General features: G+C 67.5%; 13 protein-coding genes. All 13 read right to left on the reverse strand.

What is annotated here, in order from left to right:
- Nucleotides 1-26: 26 nt before the first annotated feature.
- The 13 genes from CUJ89_RS27360 to asd all read right to left on the reverse strand — a co-directional run bounded on the left by CUJ89_RS27360 (nucleotide 27) and on the right by asd (nucleotide 15,122).
- Nucleotides 27-1,217 (reverse strand): O-succinylhomoserine sulfhydrylase, encoded by a 1,191-nt coding sequence (locus CUJ89_RS27360; RefSeq protein ID WP_114180452.1) that lies wholly within the window; start codon nucleotides 1,215-1,217, stop codon nucleotides 27-29.
- Between the two features lie 233 nt (nucleotides 1,218-1,450).
- Nucleotides 1,451-2,983 carry an amidophosphoribosyltransferase gene (purF, locus tag CUJ89_RS27365; protein WP_114180453.1) on the reverse strand — a complete coding sequence of 511 codons (1,533 nt, stop codon included), beginning with the start codon at nucleotides 2,981-2,983 and terminating at the stop codon, nucleotides 1,451-1,453.
- Between the two features lie 51 nt (nucleotides 2,984-3,034).
- Nucleotides 3,035-3,529 carry a CvpA family protein gene (locus CUJ89_RS27370; RefSeq protein WP_034179985.1) on the reverse strand — a complete coding sequence of 165 codons (495 nt, stop codon included), beginning with the start codon at nucleotides 3,527-3,529 and terminating at the stop codon, nucleotides 3,035-3,037.
- Nucleotides 3,530-3,535: 6 nt separating this feature from the next.
- The gene (locus CUJ89_RS27375) at nucleotides 3,536-4,369 is read right to left on the reverse strand and encodes an SPOR domain-containing protein (protein WP_114180454.1); all 834 of its coding nucleotides are present in this window, start codon (nucleotides 4,367-4,369) and stop codon (nucleotides 3,536-3,538) included.
- A gap of 29 nt (nucleotides 4,370-4,398) precedes the next feature.
- Entirely contained in the window at nucleotides 4,399-5,709 is a 1,311-nt protein-coding gene (gene folC / locus CUJ89_RS27380; protein WP_114180455.1) for a bifunctional tetrahydrofolate synthase/dihydrofolate synthase, read from the reverse strand.
- A gap of 98 nt (nucleotides 5,710-5,807) precedes the next feature.
- Nucleotides 5,808-6,680, reverse strand: a complete 873-nt coding sequence (gene accD / locus CUJ89_RS27385; protein WP_114180456.1) for an acetyl-CoA carboxylase, carboxyltransferase subunit beta — start codon at nucleotides 6,678-6,680, stop codon at nucleotides 5,808-5,810.
- Nucleotides 6,681-6,744: 64 nt separating this feature from the next.
- Nucleotides 6,745-7,560: a tryptophan synthase subunit alpha gene (gene trpA / locus CUJ89_RS27390; protein WP_114180457.1), complete on the reverse strand. Its 816-nt coding sequence runs from the start codon at nucleotides 7,558-7,560 to the stop codon at nucleotides 6,745-6,747.
- A gap of 90 nt (nucleotides 7,561-7,650) precedes the next feature.
- The gene (locus tag CUJ89_RS27395; protein ID WP_114180458.1) at nucleotides 7,651-8,502 is read right to left on the reverse strand and encodes a DNA-methyltransferase; all 852 of its coding nucleotides are present in this window, start codon (nucleotides 8,500-8,502) and stop codon (nucleotides 7,651-7,653) included.
- A 9-nt stretch (nucleotides 8,503-8,511) separates the two neighbouring features.
- Nucleotides 8,512-9,705 (reverse strand): tryptophan synthase subunit beta, encoded by a 1,194-nt coding sequence (gene trpB / locus CUJ89_RS27400; protein WP_114180459.1) that lies wholly within the window; start codon nucleotides 9,703-9,705, stop codon nucleotides 8,512-8,514.
- A 55-nt stretch (nucleotides 9,706-9,760) separates the two neighbouring features.
- Nucleotides 9,761-10,462 (reverse strand): phosphoribosylanthranilate isomerase, encoded by a 702-nt coding sequence (locus tag CUJ89_RS27405; RefSeq protein WP_114180460.1) that lies wholly within the window; start codon nucleotides 10,460-10,462, stop codon nucleotides 9,761-9,763.
- Nucleotides 10,459-11,271, reverse strand: coding sequence for a tRNA pseudouridine(38-40) synthase TruA (truA, locus tag CUJ89_RS27410; RefSeq protein ID WP_114180461.1), 813 nt, complete (start codon nucleotides 11,269-11,271; stop codon nucleotides 10,459-10,461). The genes CUJ89_RS27405 and truA overlap by 4 nt, the downstream gene beginning before the upstream one ends.
- Complete coding sequence (locus CUJ89_RS27415) at nucleotides 11,271-13,415, reverse strand: FimV/HubP family polar landmark protein (protein ID WP_114180462.1); 2,145 nt, start codon at nucleotides 13,413-13,415, stop codon at nucleotides 11,271-11,273. The genes truA and CUJ89_RS27415 overlap by 1 nt, the downstream gene beginning before the upstream one ends.
- 585 nt (nucleotides 13,416-14,000) lie before the next feature.
- On the reverse strand, nucleotides 14,001-15,122 hold the full coding sequence (gene asd / locus CUJ89_RS27420) for an aspartate-semialdehyde dehydrogenase (protein ID WP_114180463.1): 1,122 nt from the start codon (nucleotides 15,120-15,122) through the stop codon (nucleotides 14,001-14,003).
- Between the last annotated feature and the right edge of the window lie 75 nt (nucleotides 15,123-15,197).

Consider the following 15,197-nt stretch of genomic DNA (forward strand, 5'->3'; position numbering starts at 1 on the left):
TTGACGGGGCGAAATGACGGCGTCGCTCAACCGCCCAGACCGCGCGCGAGATCGTTGCGCAGATCGCCCACATCCTCGAGGCCGACCGACAACCGGATCAGCCCTTCGCTGATCCCCGCCGCCGCGCGCGCTTCCGGCGTGATGCGGCCATGCGTCGTGGTCGCCGGATGCGTGATCGTCGTGCGCGTGTCGCCGAGATTGCCGGTGATCGAGATCAGCTTCGTGCTGTCGATCACGCGCCACGCGTTCGCGCGCTGCTGCTCGGGCGTGTCGCCCTTCAGCTCGAACGATACGATCGCGCCACCCGCCTTCTGCTGACGCTTCGCGAGTTCATGCTGCGGGTGCGACTCGAGGCCCGGGTGAAACACGCGCGCCACCGCCGGATGCGAATCGAGCCAGCGCGCGATCTCCAGCGCGTTCGCCGATTGCTTCTCGACGCGCAGCGACAGCGTCTCCATCCCCTTCAGCAGCACCCACGCATTGAATGCTGACAGCGTCGGGCCCGCGCTGCGCACGAACGGGAACACCTTGCCCATGATGAATTCCTTCGAGCCGACCAGCGCGCCGCCGAGCACGCGGCCCTGCCCGTCGAGGAATTTCGTCGCCGAGTGCATCACGACATCCGCGCCGAGTTTCAGCGGCTGCTGCAGCACCGGGCTGCAGAAACAGTTGTCGACGACGAACAGCGCGTTCGCGGCCTTCGCGATCTTGCCGATCGCGTCGATGTCGGCGAGTTCGGTCAGCGGGTTCGACGGCGTCTCGAGGAAGAACATCTTCGTTTCCGGGCGCACCGCTTCCCGCCACGCGTTCAGGTCGGTCGGATCGACGAAGGTCGTCGTGATCCCGAACTTGCTGAAGATCTGCGAGAACATCCCGAGCGTCGAGCCGAACAGGCTGCGCGAGCTGACGAGGTGATCGCCCGCCTGCAGCGCGGCCATCACGACCGACATGATCGCGGCCATCCCCGACGCGGTCGCGATGCACGCCTCGCCGCCCTCGAGCGCCGCGAGACGCTCCTGGAACATCGTGACGGTCGGGTTCGTGAAGCGCGAATAGGTGAAATAGTCTTCCGAATTCGCGAAGCGCTCGGCCGCGTCGGCCGCGCTCTGGAAGCAGAAGCTCGACGTGAGGAACAGCGCTTCCGAGTGTTCGTTGAAGTCGCTGCGCAGCGTGCCCGCGCGCACCGCGAGCGTGTCGAAGTTGAGGGAGTCGTCCATGTTCCGTTTTCCGTATTCGATGGCCGCGCGTGTCGCGCAAACCAGACCAAACAAAAAGCCCGCTATGCGTCGGCATCAGCGGGCTTCGGGGCGGTACGACAGCGATCGACTCGGGCCGGCTGTCGCCGGCCTTCGCTTTAGCTGTTTGGGGAAAGGGCCCCGCGTCCGCAAGCTGATATCAAATCGACGCAAGGCCACATCCTATCACGCTCGTGCAAAAGCGTACGCCGGTGTCACTCGACCGACAGTTGCAGGTTCATCTGCGAGCGCTCGGTGTCGCCGGCCGTGTCGCGATCGGCCTGCGACGCCGGCGTGAGGCGCGCGCGCTCGATCCTGTCGAGATACTCGGGCGTGACATCGCCGGTGATGTAGTTGCCGTCGAAGCACGACGCCTCGAAATGTTCGAGCTTCGGGTTGATGTCGCGCACCGCGCGGCGCAGGTCGTCGACGTCCTGGTAGATCAGGTAGTCGGCGCCGATGATCTTCGCGACTTCGTCGTCGGTGCGGCCGTGCGCGACGAGCTCGCCACGCGTCGGCATGTCGATGCCGTACACGTTCGGGAACTTCACGGGCGGCGCCGCCGACGCGAAGATCACCGACTTCGCGCCCGCATCGCGCGCCATCTGCACGATTTCGTGCGAGGTCGTGCCGCGCACGATGGAATCGTCGACGATCAGCACGTTCTTGTCCTTGAACTCGATGCTCATCGCGTTGAGCTTCTGGCGCACCGACTTCTTGCGCACGGCCTGCCCCGGCATGATGAACGTCCGGCCGACGTAGCGGTTCTTGAAGAAGCCTTCGCGATACTCGACGCCGAGCTTCGCTGCGACCTGCATCGCGGCCGGGCGCGACGAATCGGGAATCGGCATCACGACGTCGATCGGCACGTTCGGCAGCTCGCGCTTGATCTTCTCGGCGAGATAGTCGCCCATGCGCAGGCGCACGTTGTAGACCGGCACGCCGTCGAGGCACGAATCCGGACGCGCGAGGTACACGTATTCGAACATGCACGGATTCAGCGTCGGCTGCTCCGCGCATTGCTGGCTGTGGAAGTTGCCGGCCGGGTCGATGAAGATCGCTTCGCCGGGCCGCACGTCGCGCACGAATTCGAAACCGATGCCTTCGACCGCCACCGACTCCGACGCGACCATCCACTCGGTGCCGTGCTCGGTCTCGAGCTTGCCGATGCAGAGCGGGCGGATGCCGAACGGATCGCGGAACGCGAGCAGGCCGTAGCCGGCGATCAGCGACACGATCGCATACGAGCCCTGCAGGCGGCGATGGACGCCGGAGACAGCCTTGAACACCGAGGCCGGATCGAGCTCGAGGTCCGTCGTCGACAGTTGCAGCTCGTGTGCGAACACGTTGAGCAGCACTTCGCTGTCGGAATTGGTGTTGATGTGCCGGCGGTCGATCCGGAACATCTCGTCCTTCAGTTGCTGCCAGTTCGTCAGGTTGCCGTTGTGCGCGAGGATGATCCCGAACGGCGCGTTCACGTAGAACGGCTGCGCCTCGGCTTCGCTCGACGCCGAGCCGGCCGTCGGGTAGCGCACCTGGCCGATGCCGTAGGTGCCGGGCAGGCTGCGCATGTTGCGCGTGCGGAACACGTCGCGCACCATGCCGTTCGCCTTGTACATGTGGAAATTGCTGCCGTCCACCGTCGCAATGCCCGCCGCGTCCTGACCGCGATGCTGCAGCAGCAGCAGGCTGTCATAGATCAGCTGGTTGACCGGGGATTGGGAGATAACACCTACGATGCCGCACATGGCATGTCCTTCAAGATGACAAAATCGGTTACGTCCTGCCCGGCCGCGTCGTCACACGCGTACGTACTGGGCCATGCCGTCGGGCAGGAGCTGCTTCAGCTCGTGCACGCCCTGCTCGGCGAAAGGACGCAATAGCGCATTGCGCCAGAAATCCTGTTTGGGCAGCTCGGTCAGCCCGGCCGCCGCGACCAGCAGCACCACCAGCACGCCGCCGCGGACGAGCCCGAACATCATGCCCAGCGAGCGGTCGACGCCGCCCAGGCCGCTCGCCTGCGCGATCCGCGACAGCAGCGCGTTCGCGACGCCGGCGACCAGCACGACGCCGATCACGAGCAACGCGAATGCGATCACCCACTGCGTCAGCGCGCCGCCCGGCCAATTCGCCGGAATGTACGGCACGACCAGCCCGACGTAGCGGCCCGCGATCACGATCGCCGCGATCCAGCCGATCAGCCCGAAAATCTCCGAGACGAAGCCGCGCCACGCACCGCGTAGCGCCGACAACACGATCACCGCCAATACAGCGTAGTCGAAAGCCGTCAGCATCGTGCGTTACTGCGTCAGCCCGGCATCTCGCACCTTCGCGATCGCGGCGGAAGCCGCCGCGCGATCCGCGAACGGGCCCGCACGCAACAGTGTAGCCGTGCTGCCGTCCGCCTGCTTGCGATGCTCGACATATGCGGGCACACCCGCCGATTTCAACTTGGTGGCCCACGAACGGGCCGTCGCGTCATCCTTGAACGAACCGAGCTGCACCGCGAAGCGCGCACCGGCCGGCGACGACGGCGACGATGCGTCGCCGCTGTCCGGGCTTGCGACGTCGGCATTCGCGACGGTTGCGGGCGCAGGCTTCGGCGCGGCCGGTTTCGCCGCGGGGGCGGCCGGCTTCGGTGCGGGCTTCGGCGGCGTCACGCTCGCCGTGGTCGTCGTATCGGGTTTCGCGGCTGGCTTGTCGGCCGCCTTCGGCGCAGGCGCCGGGACTGCCGCGACGGTGGCATCGGACGCCGGCGGCTCGTCGTGCGCGACGCCCGCCTGCACGTCGGACGCGTCGTCGCGCGGCGCGACCGCCTGGTGCGCGGGCCGGTTCGGGATGTCGATCGCGATGTCGTCCGTCACCGGCTTCGGGTGCGAATCGAGCACCATCGGCAACACGATCACGGCACCCACGACGAGCGCGATCGCGCCGACGAGGCGACGGCGCGCGCGCTGCTTTTCTGGAAGGGTCGGATCGAGGAGCAGTGCGTCCGATTCCGGACGCTCGGTGCGGCGCGAGCGTCGCTCGACGCGTTCAGTGCGCTCCGTGCGCACGTTCCGGGAGGCCCCGGTACGACCGCCGCGCCGCGTAGGCGCGTCGTCGTCTTTTTTGCCGAAGGAGAAAATTCCCATGAATGGCTGAATCCGAAACTGCCCGTCAGTCAGTGTTGCTGCGATTTACGGTAGGCCAGCACGCCGGCAACCGTATGGAAACTGCCGAAAACCACGATTCTATCATTCTCGGATGCTCTTTTTAGTGCATCGCGAAACGCTTCTGCGGGCGACGCGTAACGCGTCACGCTCGAATCGGGGCCCTCCTCCACGCCGGCCTTGCGCAGCGCAGCTTCGAGCTGCTCCGTTGAGGCCGCGCGCGGCAGCGGCAGGTCGGTCACGCACCAGTGATCGATCTCGCCCTTCAGGTGCCGCAGCACGCCGTCGATGTCCTTGTCGTGCATCGCGCCGAACACCGCGTACGTGTACGGGAAGAAGCCCATGTTGCCGAGATTCTGTTCGAGCACGGCCGCCGCGTGCGGATTGTGCGCGACGTCGAGCACGATCGCCGGCTTGCCGGGCAGCACCTGGAAGCGCCCCGGCAGCTCGACGTTCGCGAGCCCGAGCCGGATGTCCTGCGCGGACACCGGCAGCAGCGGGCGCAGCGCCTCGAGCGCGGCCAGCGCGGCCGATGCATTGATCAGTTGATTCGCGCCCCGCAGCGCCGGATACGCGAGCGCCGGATAGCGCTTCTCGCGACCGAGGTAGCTCCATTGCTGGCGCTCCGAGCCCGGCTGCGCCTCGTAGCGGAAGTCGCGGCCGACGAGCCACAGGTCGGCGCCGATCGCTTCGGCGTGGTCGACCAGCGTCTGCGGCGCGGCCGGATCGCCGCAGATCGCCGGCTTGCCCGCGCGGAAGATCCCGGCCTTCTCGAACGCGATCTTCTCGCGCGTATCGCCGAGGTATTCGGTGTGGTCGATGTCGATGCTCGTGACGATCGCACAATCGGCATCGATGATGTTGACCGCATCGAGCCGGCCGCCGAGGCCGACCTCGAGGATCACCGCGTCGAGCCCGCGCGACGCGAACAGATGCAGGATCGCGAGCGTCGTGAATTCGAAGTACGTGAGCGACACGGGCTCGGGCAGCGACGTGCGTGCGGCTTCGACGGCCTCGAAGTGCGGCAGCAGTTCGTCATCGGTGACGTTCTGCCCGTTCACGCGCGCGCGCTCGTTGAATTCGAGCAGGTGCGGCGACGTGTGGCAGCCGACCTTGTAGCCCGCGCGCACGAGGATCGTCTCGAGGAACGCACAGGTCGAGCCCTTGCCGTTCGTGCCGCCGACCGTGATGACGGGGCATGCGAATTCGAACTGCAGCGCCGCCTTGACCTGCCCGATGCGGGTCAGGCCCATGTCGATGCCGACCGGGTGTGCGCGTTCGAGGTGCGAGAGCCACGCGTCGAGAGTGGGAAAAGTGCTCATCGGATCAAATCTGAATCGGTACCGCCACTACGCCAAAAAACGAAGCGCGCCGCCTGACGCTGAAGCCAGGCGACGCGCGCGGTTCACACCTTCTGCGCTCAGGCCAGCGCGTCGGCCGGCTGGCGCTGCAGCAGCGCGAGCAATTGCGCGATCTCGTCGCGCATCTTGCGACGGTCGATGATCATGTCGATCGCGCCCGTCGTCAGCAGGAATTCGGCGCGCTGGAAGCCTTCCGGCAGCTTCTCGCGAACCGTCTGCTCGATCACGCGCGGGCCGGCGAAGCCGATCAGCGCCTTCGGCTCAGCGATCACGACGTCGCCGAGGAACGCGAAGCTTGCCGACACGCCGCCCATCGTCGGGTCGGTCAGCACCGAGATGAACGGCAGCTTCGCTTCGGCGAGCTTGGTCAGCATCGCGGTAGTCTTCGCCATCTGCATCAGCGACAGCAGGCTTTCCTGCATCCGCGCGCCGCCCGATGCGGTGAAGCAGATGAACGGCACGTGCTGCTCGAGCGCGTTTTGCGCGCCGCGCGCGAAGCGCTCGCCGACGACCGAGCCCATCGAGCCGCCCATGAACGAGAATTCGAAACAGGCCGCGACGACGGGCAGCGTGTGGATCGCACCGCCCATCACGACCATCGCGTCGGTCTCGCCCGTCTCGTCCATCGCTTCCTTCAGACGATCGGGATACTTGCGGCTGTCCTTGAACTTCAGCGTATCGACCGGCACGATTTCCTGGCCGATTTCATAGCGGCCTTCCGGATCGAGCAGCCCGTCGAGACGCTCGCGCGCGCCGATGCGCATGTGGTGATCGCACTTCGGGCACACGTGCAGGTTCGCGTCCACGTCGTTGCGATACAGCACGGCCTCGCAGGACGGGCACTTGACCCACAGGCCTTCCGGAATGCCCTTGCGGCTTTTCGGATCGGTCTGCTTGATCTTCGGCGGCAGCAGTTTGTCGAGCCAGCTCATCGTATGGTTTCCTGTTCCGTGGCGGGTCGGGCGACATGCGCCCGGGCCCGCTTTCATCTGTTATTTATGCGGCCGTCTTGCCCGCGCCGTCCAGCGCGGCGCGCAGCTCGGCGATGAATGCCTTCAGCTCGGCGGCTGCGCCTTCCGGCGCGGCGCTTTCGAGCAGCTGCACGAGGCGGCTGCCGATCACGACGGCGTCCGACACCTCGGCCACCGCGCGCGCCGTTTCGGCGTCGCGGATGCCGAAGCCGACGCCCACCGGAACCGGCACGCGCGACTTGATGGCCGGGATTTTACCCGCAATGCTCGAAACATCCAGATTTCCCGCGCCGGTCACGCCCTTGAGCGACACGTAGTACACGTAGCCGCTCGCGATCTTGCCGACGTCGGCGATGCGTTCGTCGGTCGACGTCGGCGCGAGCAGGAAGATCGGATCGATCTGCGCGGCGCGCATCTTTTCGGCGAACACGCCCGCCTCTTCCGGCGGATAGTCGACGACGAGCACGCCGTCGACGCCGGCCGCCTGCGCTTCGGCCGCGAACGCGTCGACGCCCATCCGCTCGATCGGGTTCGCATAGCCCATCAGCACGACGGGGGTTTGGGGGTCGGTTTCGCGAAAGCGCTTCACGTCGGCGAGCACGCTCTTCAGCGTGACGCCGCGCGCGAGTGCGCGTTCCGACGAGCGCTGGATCACGGGGCCGTCGGCCATCGGGTCCGAGAACGGCACGCCGAGTTCGATCACGTCCGCGCCGCCTTCGGCGAGCGCGTGCATGAATTCGACGGTCCTGGCGGGATCGGGGTCGCCGGCCGTGATGAACGGGATCAGGCCCTTTCGGCCTTGTTCGGCGAGCGCGGCAAAGGTCTGCTGGATACGGGACATGGCAATTTTCCTATGTCGATCCGGAGTTGGCGCTTTAGCGCTTACTCCGGTCCCATACAAAGTAAGAGTTCGGCGATGCGGCGGCGCGATTCACGCGCATGCCTGCGCGGCGAGCGCGCTCACGCGCTCGTGCGCGATCGCACAATAACTTTCGTTGATCTCGTAGCCGACGAAGTCGCGCCCCTGCCGTGCGCAGGCCACCGCGGTCGTGCCGCTGCCCATGAACGGATCGAGCACGCGGCCGCCCGGCGGGCAGCTTGCGAGCACCATCCGCTCGATGATTTCCAGCGGCTTCTGGGTCGGATGATCGACGCGCTCCGCGTGCTGCCGGTGCAGGCGCGAGACCGACCAGACGTCCTTCGGGTTGTAGCCCATCTCCAGCCACTTGCTGCCTTCGAACAGCTTGCGCGAGCGGGCCTTCTTCGTGTCGGCGTCGTACGGGATGCGGACCGGATCGAGATCGAAGTAATACGCTCTGGAAACCGCGAAAAAGCCGATGTTGTCGTGCACCGACGTGAAACGGCGCGTCGTGCCGCCCATGCTCGGCACGCGACGGTCCCAGATGATCTCGTTGACCATCGTGAGCTTCGTCTTCAGGAAACTGAAGATTTCCGGCGCGTACTGCCAGGTGCAGAAGATATACATCGACCCGCTCGGCTTGAGCTTCGGAATCGCGAGCTCGAGCCACGCGCGCGTCCACGCGAGAAAGTCGTCGCCCGAACGCTTGTCCGAGTCGTTGCCGTAGTCCTTGCCGAGCCCGTACGGCGGATCGGCGACGATCAGGTCGATCGACGCATCCGGCAGGTGCGCGGCATCGGTCAGGAAATCGCGGTTATGCAGTTCGATACCGGACGGCAGCGCGCGCAGCACGGCGGCGGCAGGCTGAATCGCCTCCGCCTCGCTCGCGGCACCACCGCCCGGTTCTTCGATCAGGTCACGCATCGGTCGGGGTCAGAGTTCGATGCCCGATCGCTCGGCGACCGTGTGCATGTCCTTGTCGCCGCGGCCCGACAGGTTGACGAGCAGGATCTTGTCCTTCGGCAACGTCGGCGCGAGCTTCACGCCATACGCGATCGCGTGGCTCGACTCGAGCGCGGGAATGATCCCCTCGATCCGGCAGCAATCGTGGAACGCCTTCAGCGCTTCCTCGTCGGTGATCGGCACGTACTGCGCGCGGCCGCTGTCCTTCAGCCAGGCGTGCTCGGGGCCGACGCCCGGATAGTCGAGGCCCGCCGACACCGAATGCGTCTCGATGATCTGGCCGTCGTCGTCCTGCAGCAGGTACGTGCGGTTGCCGTGCAGCACGCCCGGGCTACCGGCGATCAGCGACGCCGCGTGATGGCCCGTGTCGAGGCCGTCGCCGGCCGCTTCGACGCCGATCAACTGCACCGATTGGTCGTCGATGTACGGATAGAAGATGCCCATCGCATTCGAGCCGCCGCCGACGCAGGCGATCACCGCATCGGGCTGCCGGCCGGCGAGCTCGGGCATCTGCACCTTGCACTCGTCGCCGATCACGCGCTGGAAGTCGCGCACCATCATCGGGTACGGGTGCGGGCCCGCGACCGTGCCGATGATGTAGAACGTGTTCTCGATGTTCGTGACCCAGTCGCGCATCGCCTCGTTCAGCGCGTCCTTCAGCGTGCGCGAACCCGACTCGACCGGCACGACCGTCGCGCCGAGCAGCTTCATCCGGTAGACGTTCGCGGCCTGCCGGCGCACGTCTTCGGAACCCATGTAGACGATGCATTCCATCCCGAAGCGCGCGCAGATCGTCGCGGTCGCGACGCCGTGCTGGCCGGCGCCGGTCTCGGCAATCACGCGCTTCTTGCCCATCCGCTTCGCGAGCAGCGCCTGGCCGATCACGTTGTTGATCTTGTGCGCGCCGGTGTGGTTCAGATCTTCGCGCTTCAGGTAGATCTGCGCGCCGCCGAGCGTCTCGCTCCAGCGCTGCGCATGGTAGATCGGCGACGGACGGCCGACGAAATGCTTCAGCTCGCGCTCGTATTCGGCGACGAAGTCGGGATCGTTCTGGAATTTTTCATACGCTGCGCGCAGTTCGTCCAGTGCGTGAATCAGCGTCTCGGCGACGAACACGCCGCCGTACGGGCCGAAGTGGCCGCGATCATCAGGAAGGTTGTACATGGTGTCTCTCTCGATCGGTCGATGCGCCCCGCTTTCGGGGCCGCACCGGCTTGCATCACCCGGCGTCCGCTTCGCGCACCGCGCGCACGAACGCCGCCATTCGGGCGTGATCCTTCACGCCCTTCGCGCCCTCCACTTCGATGCCACTCGAGACATCGACAGCAAACGGGCGCAGCTGGCGGATCGCATCACCGACGTTTTGCGCGTTCAAGCCACCACTCAAAACGGCCCGACGCGCGAGCTCTGCGGGAATAAGAGACCAATCGAAGACCTTGCCGCTACCGCCGTAGTCCGGCACAAGGGTGTCGAACAGGAGGCCGCGCGCTTTCGAATAATGAAGAGCCGATTCTACCAAATCGGACGGCTGCGTCGAGGGGCCGACGCGCACCGCGCGCAGCCAAGGCACGCGTGCCGCGCGGCCGAGCGCATCGCACTGCTCCGGCGTCTCGTCGCCGTGGAACTGCAGCAGCGTGAGCGGCACGTCGCGCACGACGGCCTCGACCTCGGCTTCGGTCGCGTTCACGAACAGCCCGACCACCGACACGAACGGCGGCGCCAGGCGCGCGAGTTCGGCCGCCTGCGCGATCGTCACCGCGCGCGGGCTCTTCGGGTAGAACACGAGGCCGATCGCATCGGCGCCGAGCGCCGCCGCGTGCAGCACGTCCTCGGGACGCGACAGCCCGCACAGCTTGATGCGCGTGCGCGGCGGCAAGCCCGCCGCGGCGGAAGTCGGAGGAGAAACGGCGTGATCCGTCATGATTGAGGGTCCAGATCGGCCCAGACGCCGCTCCACGGCACGCTGCCGAGCTGCGCGGGCGGGACGGCGAATTCCGCCGGGTAGCCGACGTGGGCGAGGTACAGCCCGTCGGCCATGAACGTGGGCGCCGCGAGGCTGCGGTCGCGCCCGGCCAGCACGTCGACGACCCAGTCGGCCGGATAGCGGCCGCGCCCGACCGCGACGAGGCAGCCCATCAGGTTGCGCACCATGTGGTGCAGGAACGCGTTGGCGCGGAAGCGGAAATGGATGAAATGGCCCGCGCGCCGCACGTCGATCTGGTACAGGTGTTTGACCGGTGTCTTCGACTGGCATTCCGACGACCGGAACGACGAGAAGTCGCGCTCGCCGATCAGGTGCGCGGCGGCGGCACGCATCGCGTCGTCGTCGAGCGGCGTATGGATCCAGCCCGCGCGCCCGGCCAGCATCGGCGAACGCACGGGGTGCACGTACAGCGCGTAGTAGTAGGTGCGCTCGAACGCCGAGAAACGCGCGTGGAACGTCTCCGGCATCGGCTTCGCCCATTGCACCGAAACGGTCGACGGCAGGAACGCGTTGGTGCCGCGCACCCACGAGAAATCGTCGCGATCGAGGTCCGTGTCGAAGTGCACGACCTGCCCGAGCCCGTGCACGCCCGTGTCGGTCCGCCCGGCCACCGTCGTATGCAACGGCACCCGCGCGAACTCGGCCAGCGCGTGCTCGAGCTCATCCTGCACGGTCTTGCCGTGCGGCTGCGCCTGCCAGCCGCAGAACGCCGCGCCGTCGTACTGAATGCCCAGCGCGATCCGCATCACGCCTCGTCCGCCAGTTTCGCGAGCAGCGCGCGCGCATCGTCGCGCGTCGCGGCGTCGTTCGCGTCGACCACTTCCTGCAGCAGCGTCCGCGCGCCGGACAGGTCGCCCAGTTCGACGTACTCGGCCGCCAGGTCGAGCTTGTTGCGTGCGATGCGCGCGAGCTCGTCCGGCGTCAGCGCGGGCAACGCAGCGCCCGGCGTGGACGGCAGATCGAGATCGAAATCGAGCTTCAGCGCGCCGAACTGCGCACCGCCGAGCGGCGGCAGCGACGACGTCGCGGACGGGCTGCCCGCGTGGCCGGCGGGCGTCGCCGCGTCCGGATCCCAATCGAACTCGTCGTCCTGGTCGGCCGGATGTTCCGGGGCCGGATCGCTCGAGCCAATTGGCGGGCGCGGGGCGGCTTGACCGTTAGTTGCGATTTTACCGGTATCGGACTGCCCTGCCCGCGCAGCCGGCTCGTCCGCCGCCAGCGACGGCTCGTCCGGTGTGCGCGGCGGCAGCGGCATGTCGAGGCTGCTGAGTGCGCTGATTGCGTTCTGCATCAGTGCCGCATGCTGTGCTTCGGCCGCCACAGGCGCGGCGGGCGTCTCGGCCGGCTTGTCGACAGCGGCGTTTTCTACCGGTTCTGCGTCGTGCGGAGCCGGAGCCACCTCGCCTGCGGGCGGTACTGCGGCGTGGGCAGACGGCAATTCCGGCTGCCCGTCATGCGGCTTTGTCACCTCCGGCGCCGGCTCTGTATCCGCATCAGGCGTCTCGACCGTCTCCGCCGCTGCGGCAGTCGCCGCGGCAATGCTCATGTCGGAAGCCGCGTCACGGGCGACCGGCATCTCGGGCCGGATCGGCAGTTCGCGTTCGACGGACGGTGTGGCTTCGGCTTCTGCAGCTGCGGCGCCGCCCGTTGCGGCAGCGGCAGCCGCTGTACCCGTATCGTCAGTACGCCGGCCCTTCCGGCGCTTGCGCCACGCGAAGCCGGCCGCGAGGACGATCACGGCCGCACCAGCCACTGCGGCCGGACGCCAGTCCATCTGCTCGGTACCGCGCGCAGGCGCCGCCGCGGGTGCGACCGGTTGCGCGGGCGCCGATGCCGGCTGCACCGCGCTGGCGGCAACGCCGGACGCGGCCTCGACTGCCGTCGACGCAGCAGCCGACGCACCCGCATCGTTCGCGGCCGGACGCGGCGCGGCGGGCGCCGGAGCAGGCGCAGGCGCGACGTCGTTCGTCGTGGCCGGCTTGCCGATGCCGTGCTTCTGCAACTCCATCAGCACGCGGTTCTTCAGCGCCAGCAATTGCTGCAGGCTCGACGGCCGCGTCTGCGACGCGCCCGTGACGGGTGCCGCGCCGGCCGGTTCGTTCGCGCCCGAAACCTGGCTGCCCGGCGCGGGCTGGACCGCGGCCTCGCTTGCGGACGACGGCGCCGACTGGATCGAGCCGCTCCATACATGCGGACCGCTTGCACCGGCAGCGGGCGCCGCCGGCTGCATGCTTTCGACGGCCGACGCACCGTGCGCGGCCGAAGCCGAAGCCGAAGCCGAAGCCGAAGCCCCCGCAGCCGCAGCCGCAGCTGCAGCCGCAGCCGTAGCCGTAGCAACGCTCGCGCCGCTCACCGGAGCCGCATGCACGGCCGGCGCCACCGGCGCGGATTGCACGGCCGACCCGGGATGCGGCGCAGACGCGCCATGCTGCGCGACCGCCGCACCGCCCGATGCACCGCCCGATGCACCGCCCGATGCAGCGACGGGCGCGGAGGCTGCCGTCGCGCCGGATGCACCGGATGCACCGGCCGGCGCGAGCGCCGCGCCTGTCGCGTCGAGCGCGGGCACGGTCAGCGTCGCGCCGACTTTCAGGCGGCTCGCATCGCGCTTCATGAACGCCTGCGGATTGGCGTCGAACAGCGCGCGGCCGGCGCGCGCGAGCACGCCGGGATCGTGCGATTGCGTGGCCGCTTTCGCGATGTCGTTCAGCGACTGGCCCGGCTGGACCGTCACGGTAAGCGGCGCTGCGCCGCCGGCAGCGGACGCCGGCAGTTCGCCGGTGTCGGCCGCCCAGGCCGACGCGGCTGCGCCGAGCGCCAGGATCGCCAGCGCGCCACGCACGGCGCGCGACAGACGGGACTGACGCGGAAACAAGGAAATTCGGGACATCGTTGGCTCTATCGCCGCGCACGGGCGCGGCTCGGATTCGCGGTTGGAAGCGTCAATAAATTTGCCGCAGAAATGCAAAAGCGTCGCGCGGAACGCGACGCTTTCGGCGGGTCTGTGCGTCGTAACCGCGTAGTTTACTTCACGCGATCGGGTTCGGGCCGAATTCGTCGCCGGCGGGTGCAGCAGGCCGCGCTCGCGCATCGGCGCGCCGGGCGATCGCGTCGAGCCGACGCACGGGTCTGCACGCTGCAGCCAGCGCGCCAGATTGATTGAAAAACGCGGCCCCAATTGATGAAAGTCGTCGTGACAACATCGCATCCGGAACGAATGACGCGGCTTTCGCGCTTTCGCCGGGCGGGCTTCCACACGCCGGGGTCACACGTAGAACCTCGACCGCCAAATCGGGCCCGGTCGCTCGACAATCCACGCCGCCTGCGATTAATGGATTAACGGCCGCCAATCAAAAACAAATCCCGCGGGCCAGCCACGCATGAAAAACGCGCCGCGCCCGCCTTGATGTCTTCAAGGCCGACGCGACGCGTAATCTTGTGCAGCCCGGCCCGCGGGCCGGACAGGCAAGCGGGCTTATTTGTCGAGCAGGATGCGCAGCATGCGGCGCAGCGGTTCAGCCGCGCCCCACAGCAGCTGGTCGCCGACCGTGAACGCCGACAGGTATTCGCCGCCCATCGCGAGCTTGCGCAGGCGGCCGACCGGCACCGTCAGCGTGCCCGTGATCTTCGCCGGCGACAGGTCGCGCATCGACGCTTCACGCTCGTTCGGCACGACCTTCACCCAGTCGTTCGCCGATGCGAGGATGCCGTTGATCTCGTCGAGCGGCACATCCTTCTTCAGCTTGATCGTCAGCGCCTGCGAGTGGCAGCGCATTGCGCCGATCCGCACGCACAGGCCGTCGACCGGGATCGAACCCGGCTCGCCCATGGCCGGCTTGCCGAGGATCTTGTTGGTTTCCGCGCCGCCCTTCCACTCTTCCTTCGACATCCCGTTGCCGAGATCCTTGTCGATCCACGGAATCAGCGAGCCCGCGAGCGGCACGCCGAACTGGCTCGTCGGCATCGCGTCGCTGTTCATCGTGGCCAGCACGCGGCGGTCGATGTCGAGGATCGCGGAAGCCGGATCGGCGAGTTGTTCCTGCACCGCGCCGTGCAGCGCGCCCATCTGCGACAGCAGTTCGCGCATGTTCTGCGCGCCCGCGCCCGATGCGGCCTGGTAGGTCATCGCCGTCATCCAGTCGACCAGGTTCTCGCGGAACAGGCCGCCGAGCGCCATCAGCATCAGGCTGACCGTGCAGTTGCCGCCGACGAAGTTCTTCGTGCCCTTGACGAGCGCGTCCTTGATCACGTCGAGGTTGACCGGATCGAGGATGATGACCGCGTCGTCCTTCATCCGCAGCGACGAAGCCGCATCGATCCAGTAGCCGTTCCAGCCGGCCGCGCGCAGCTTCGGGAACACGTCGTTCGTGTAGTCGCCGCCCTGGCACGTGATGATCACGTCGCACTTCTTCAGCTCGTCGACGTTGGTCGCGTCCTTGAGCGTAGTCTCGTTTTTCGCGAACGACGGCGCCTTCCCGCCTGTGTTGCTGGTGCTGAAAAACACCGGTTCGATCAGGTCGAAATCGCCCTCTTCCTGCATGCGCTGCATCAGCACGCTGCCGACCATGCCGCGCCAACCTACGAGACCTACGTTCATGACTAACCCTTTGATGGAGCTTCCCCGCCATTTCCGTCCCCGCTGTGACCGCGCGGGGAAAAAGGCGGGCACGAC

The organism is Burkholderia pyrrocinia, assembly GCF_003330765.1.
In the GTDB taxonomy this organism is placed as follows: Bacteria; Pseudomonadota; Gammaproteobacteria; order Burkholderiales; family Burkholderiaceae; genus Burkholderia; species Burkholderia pyrrocinia_B.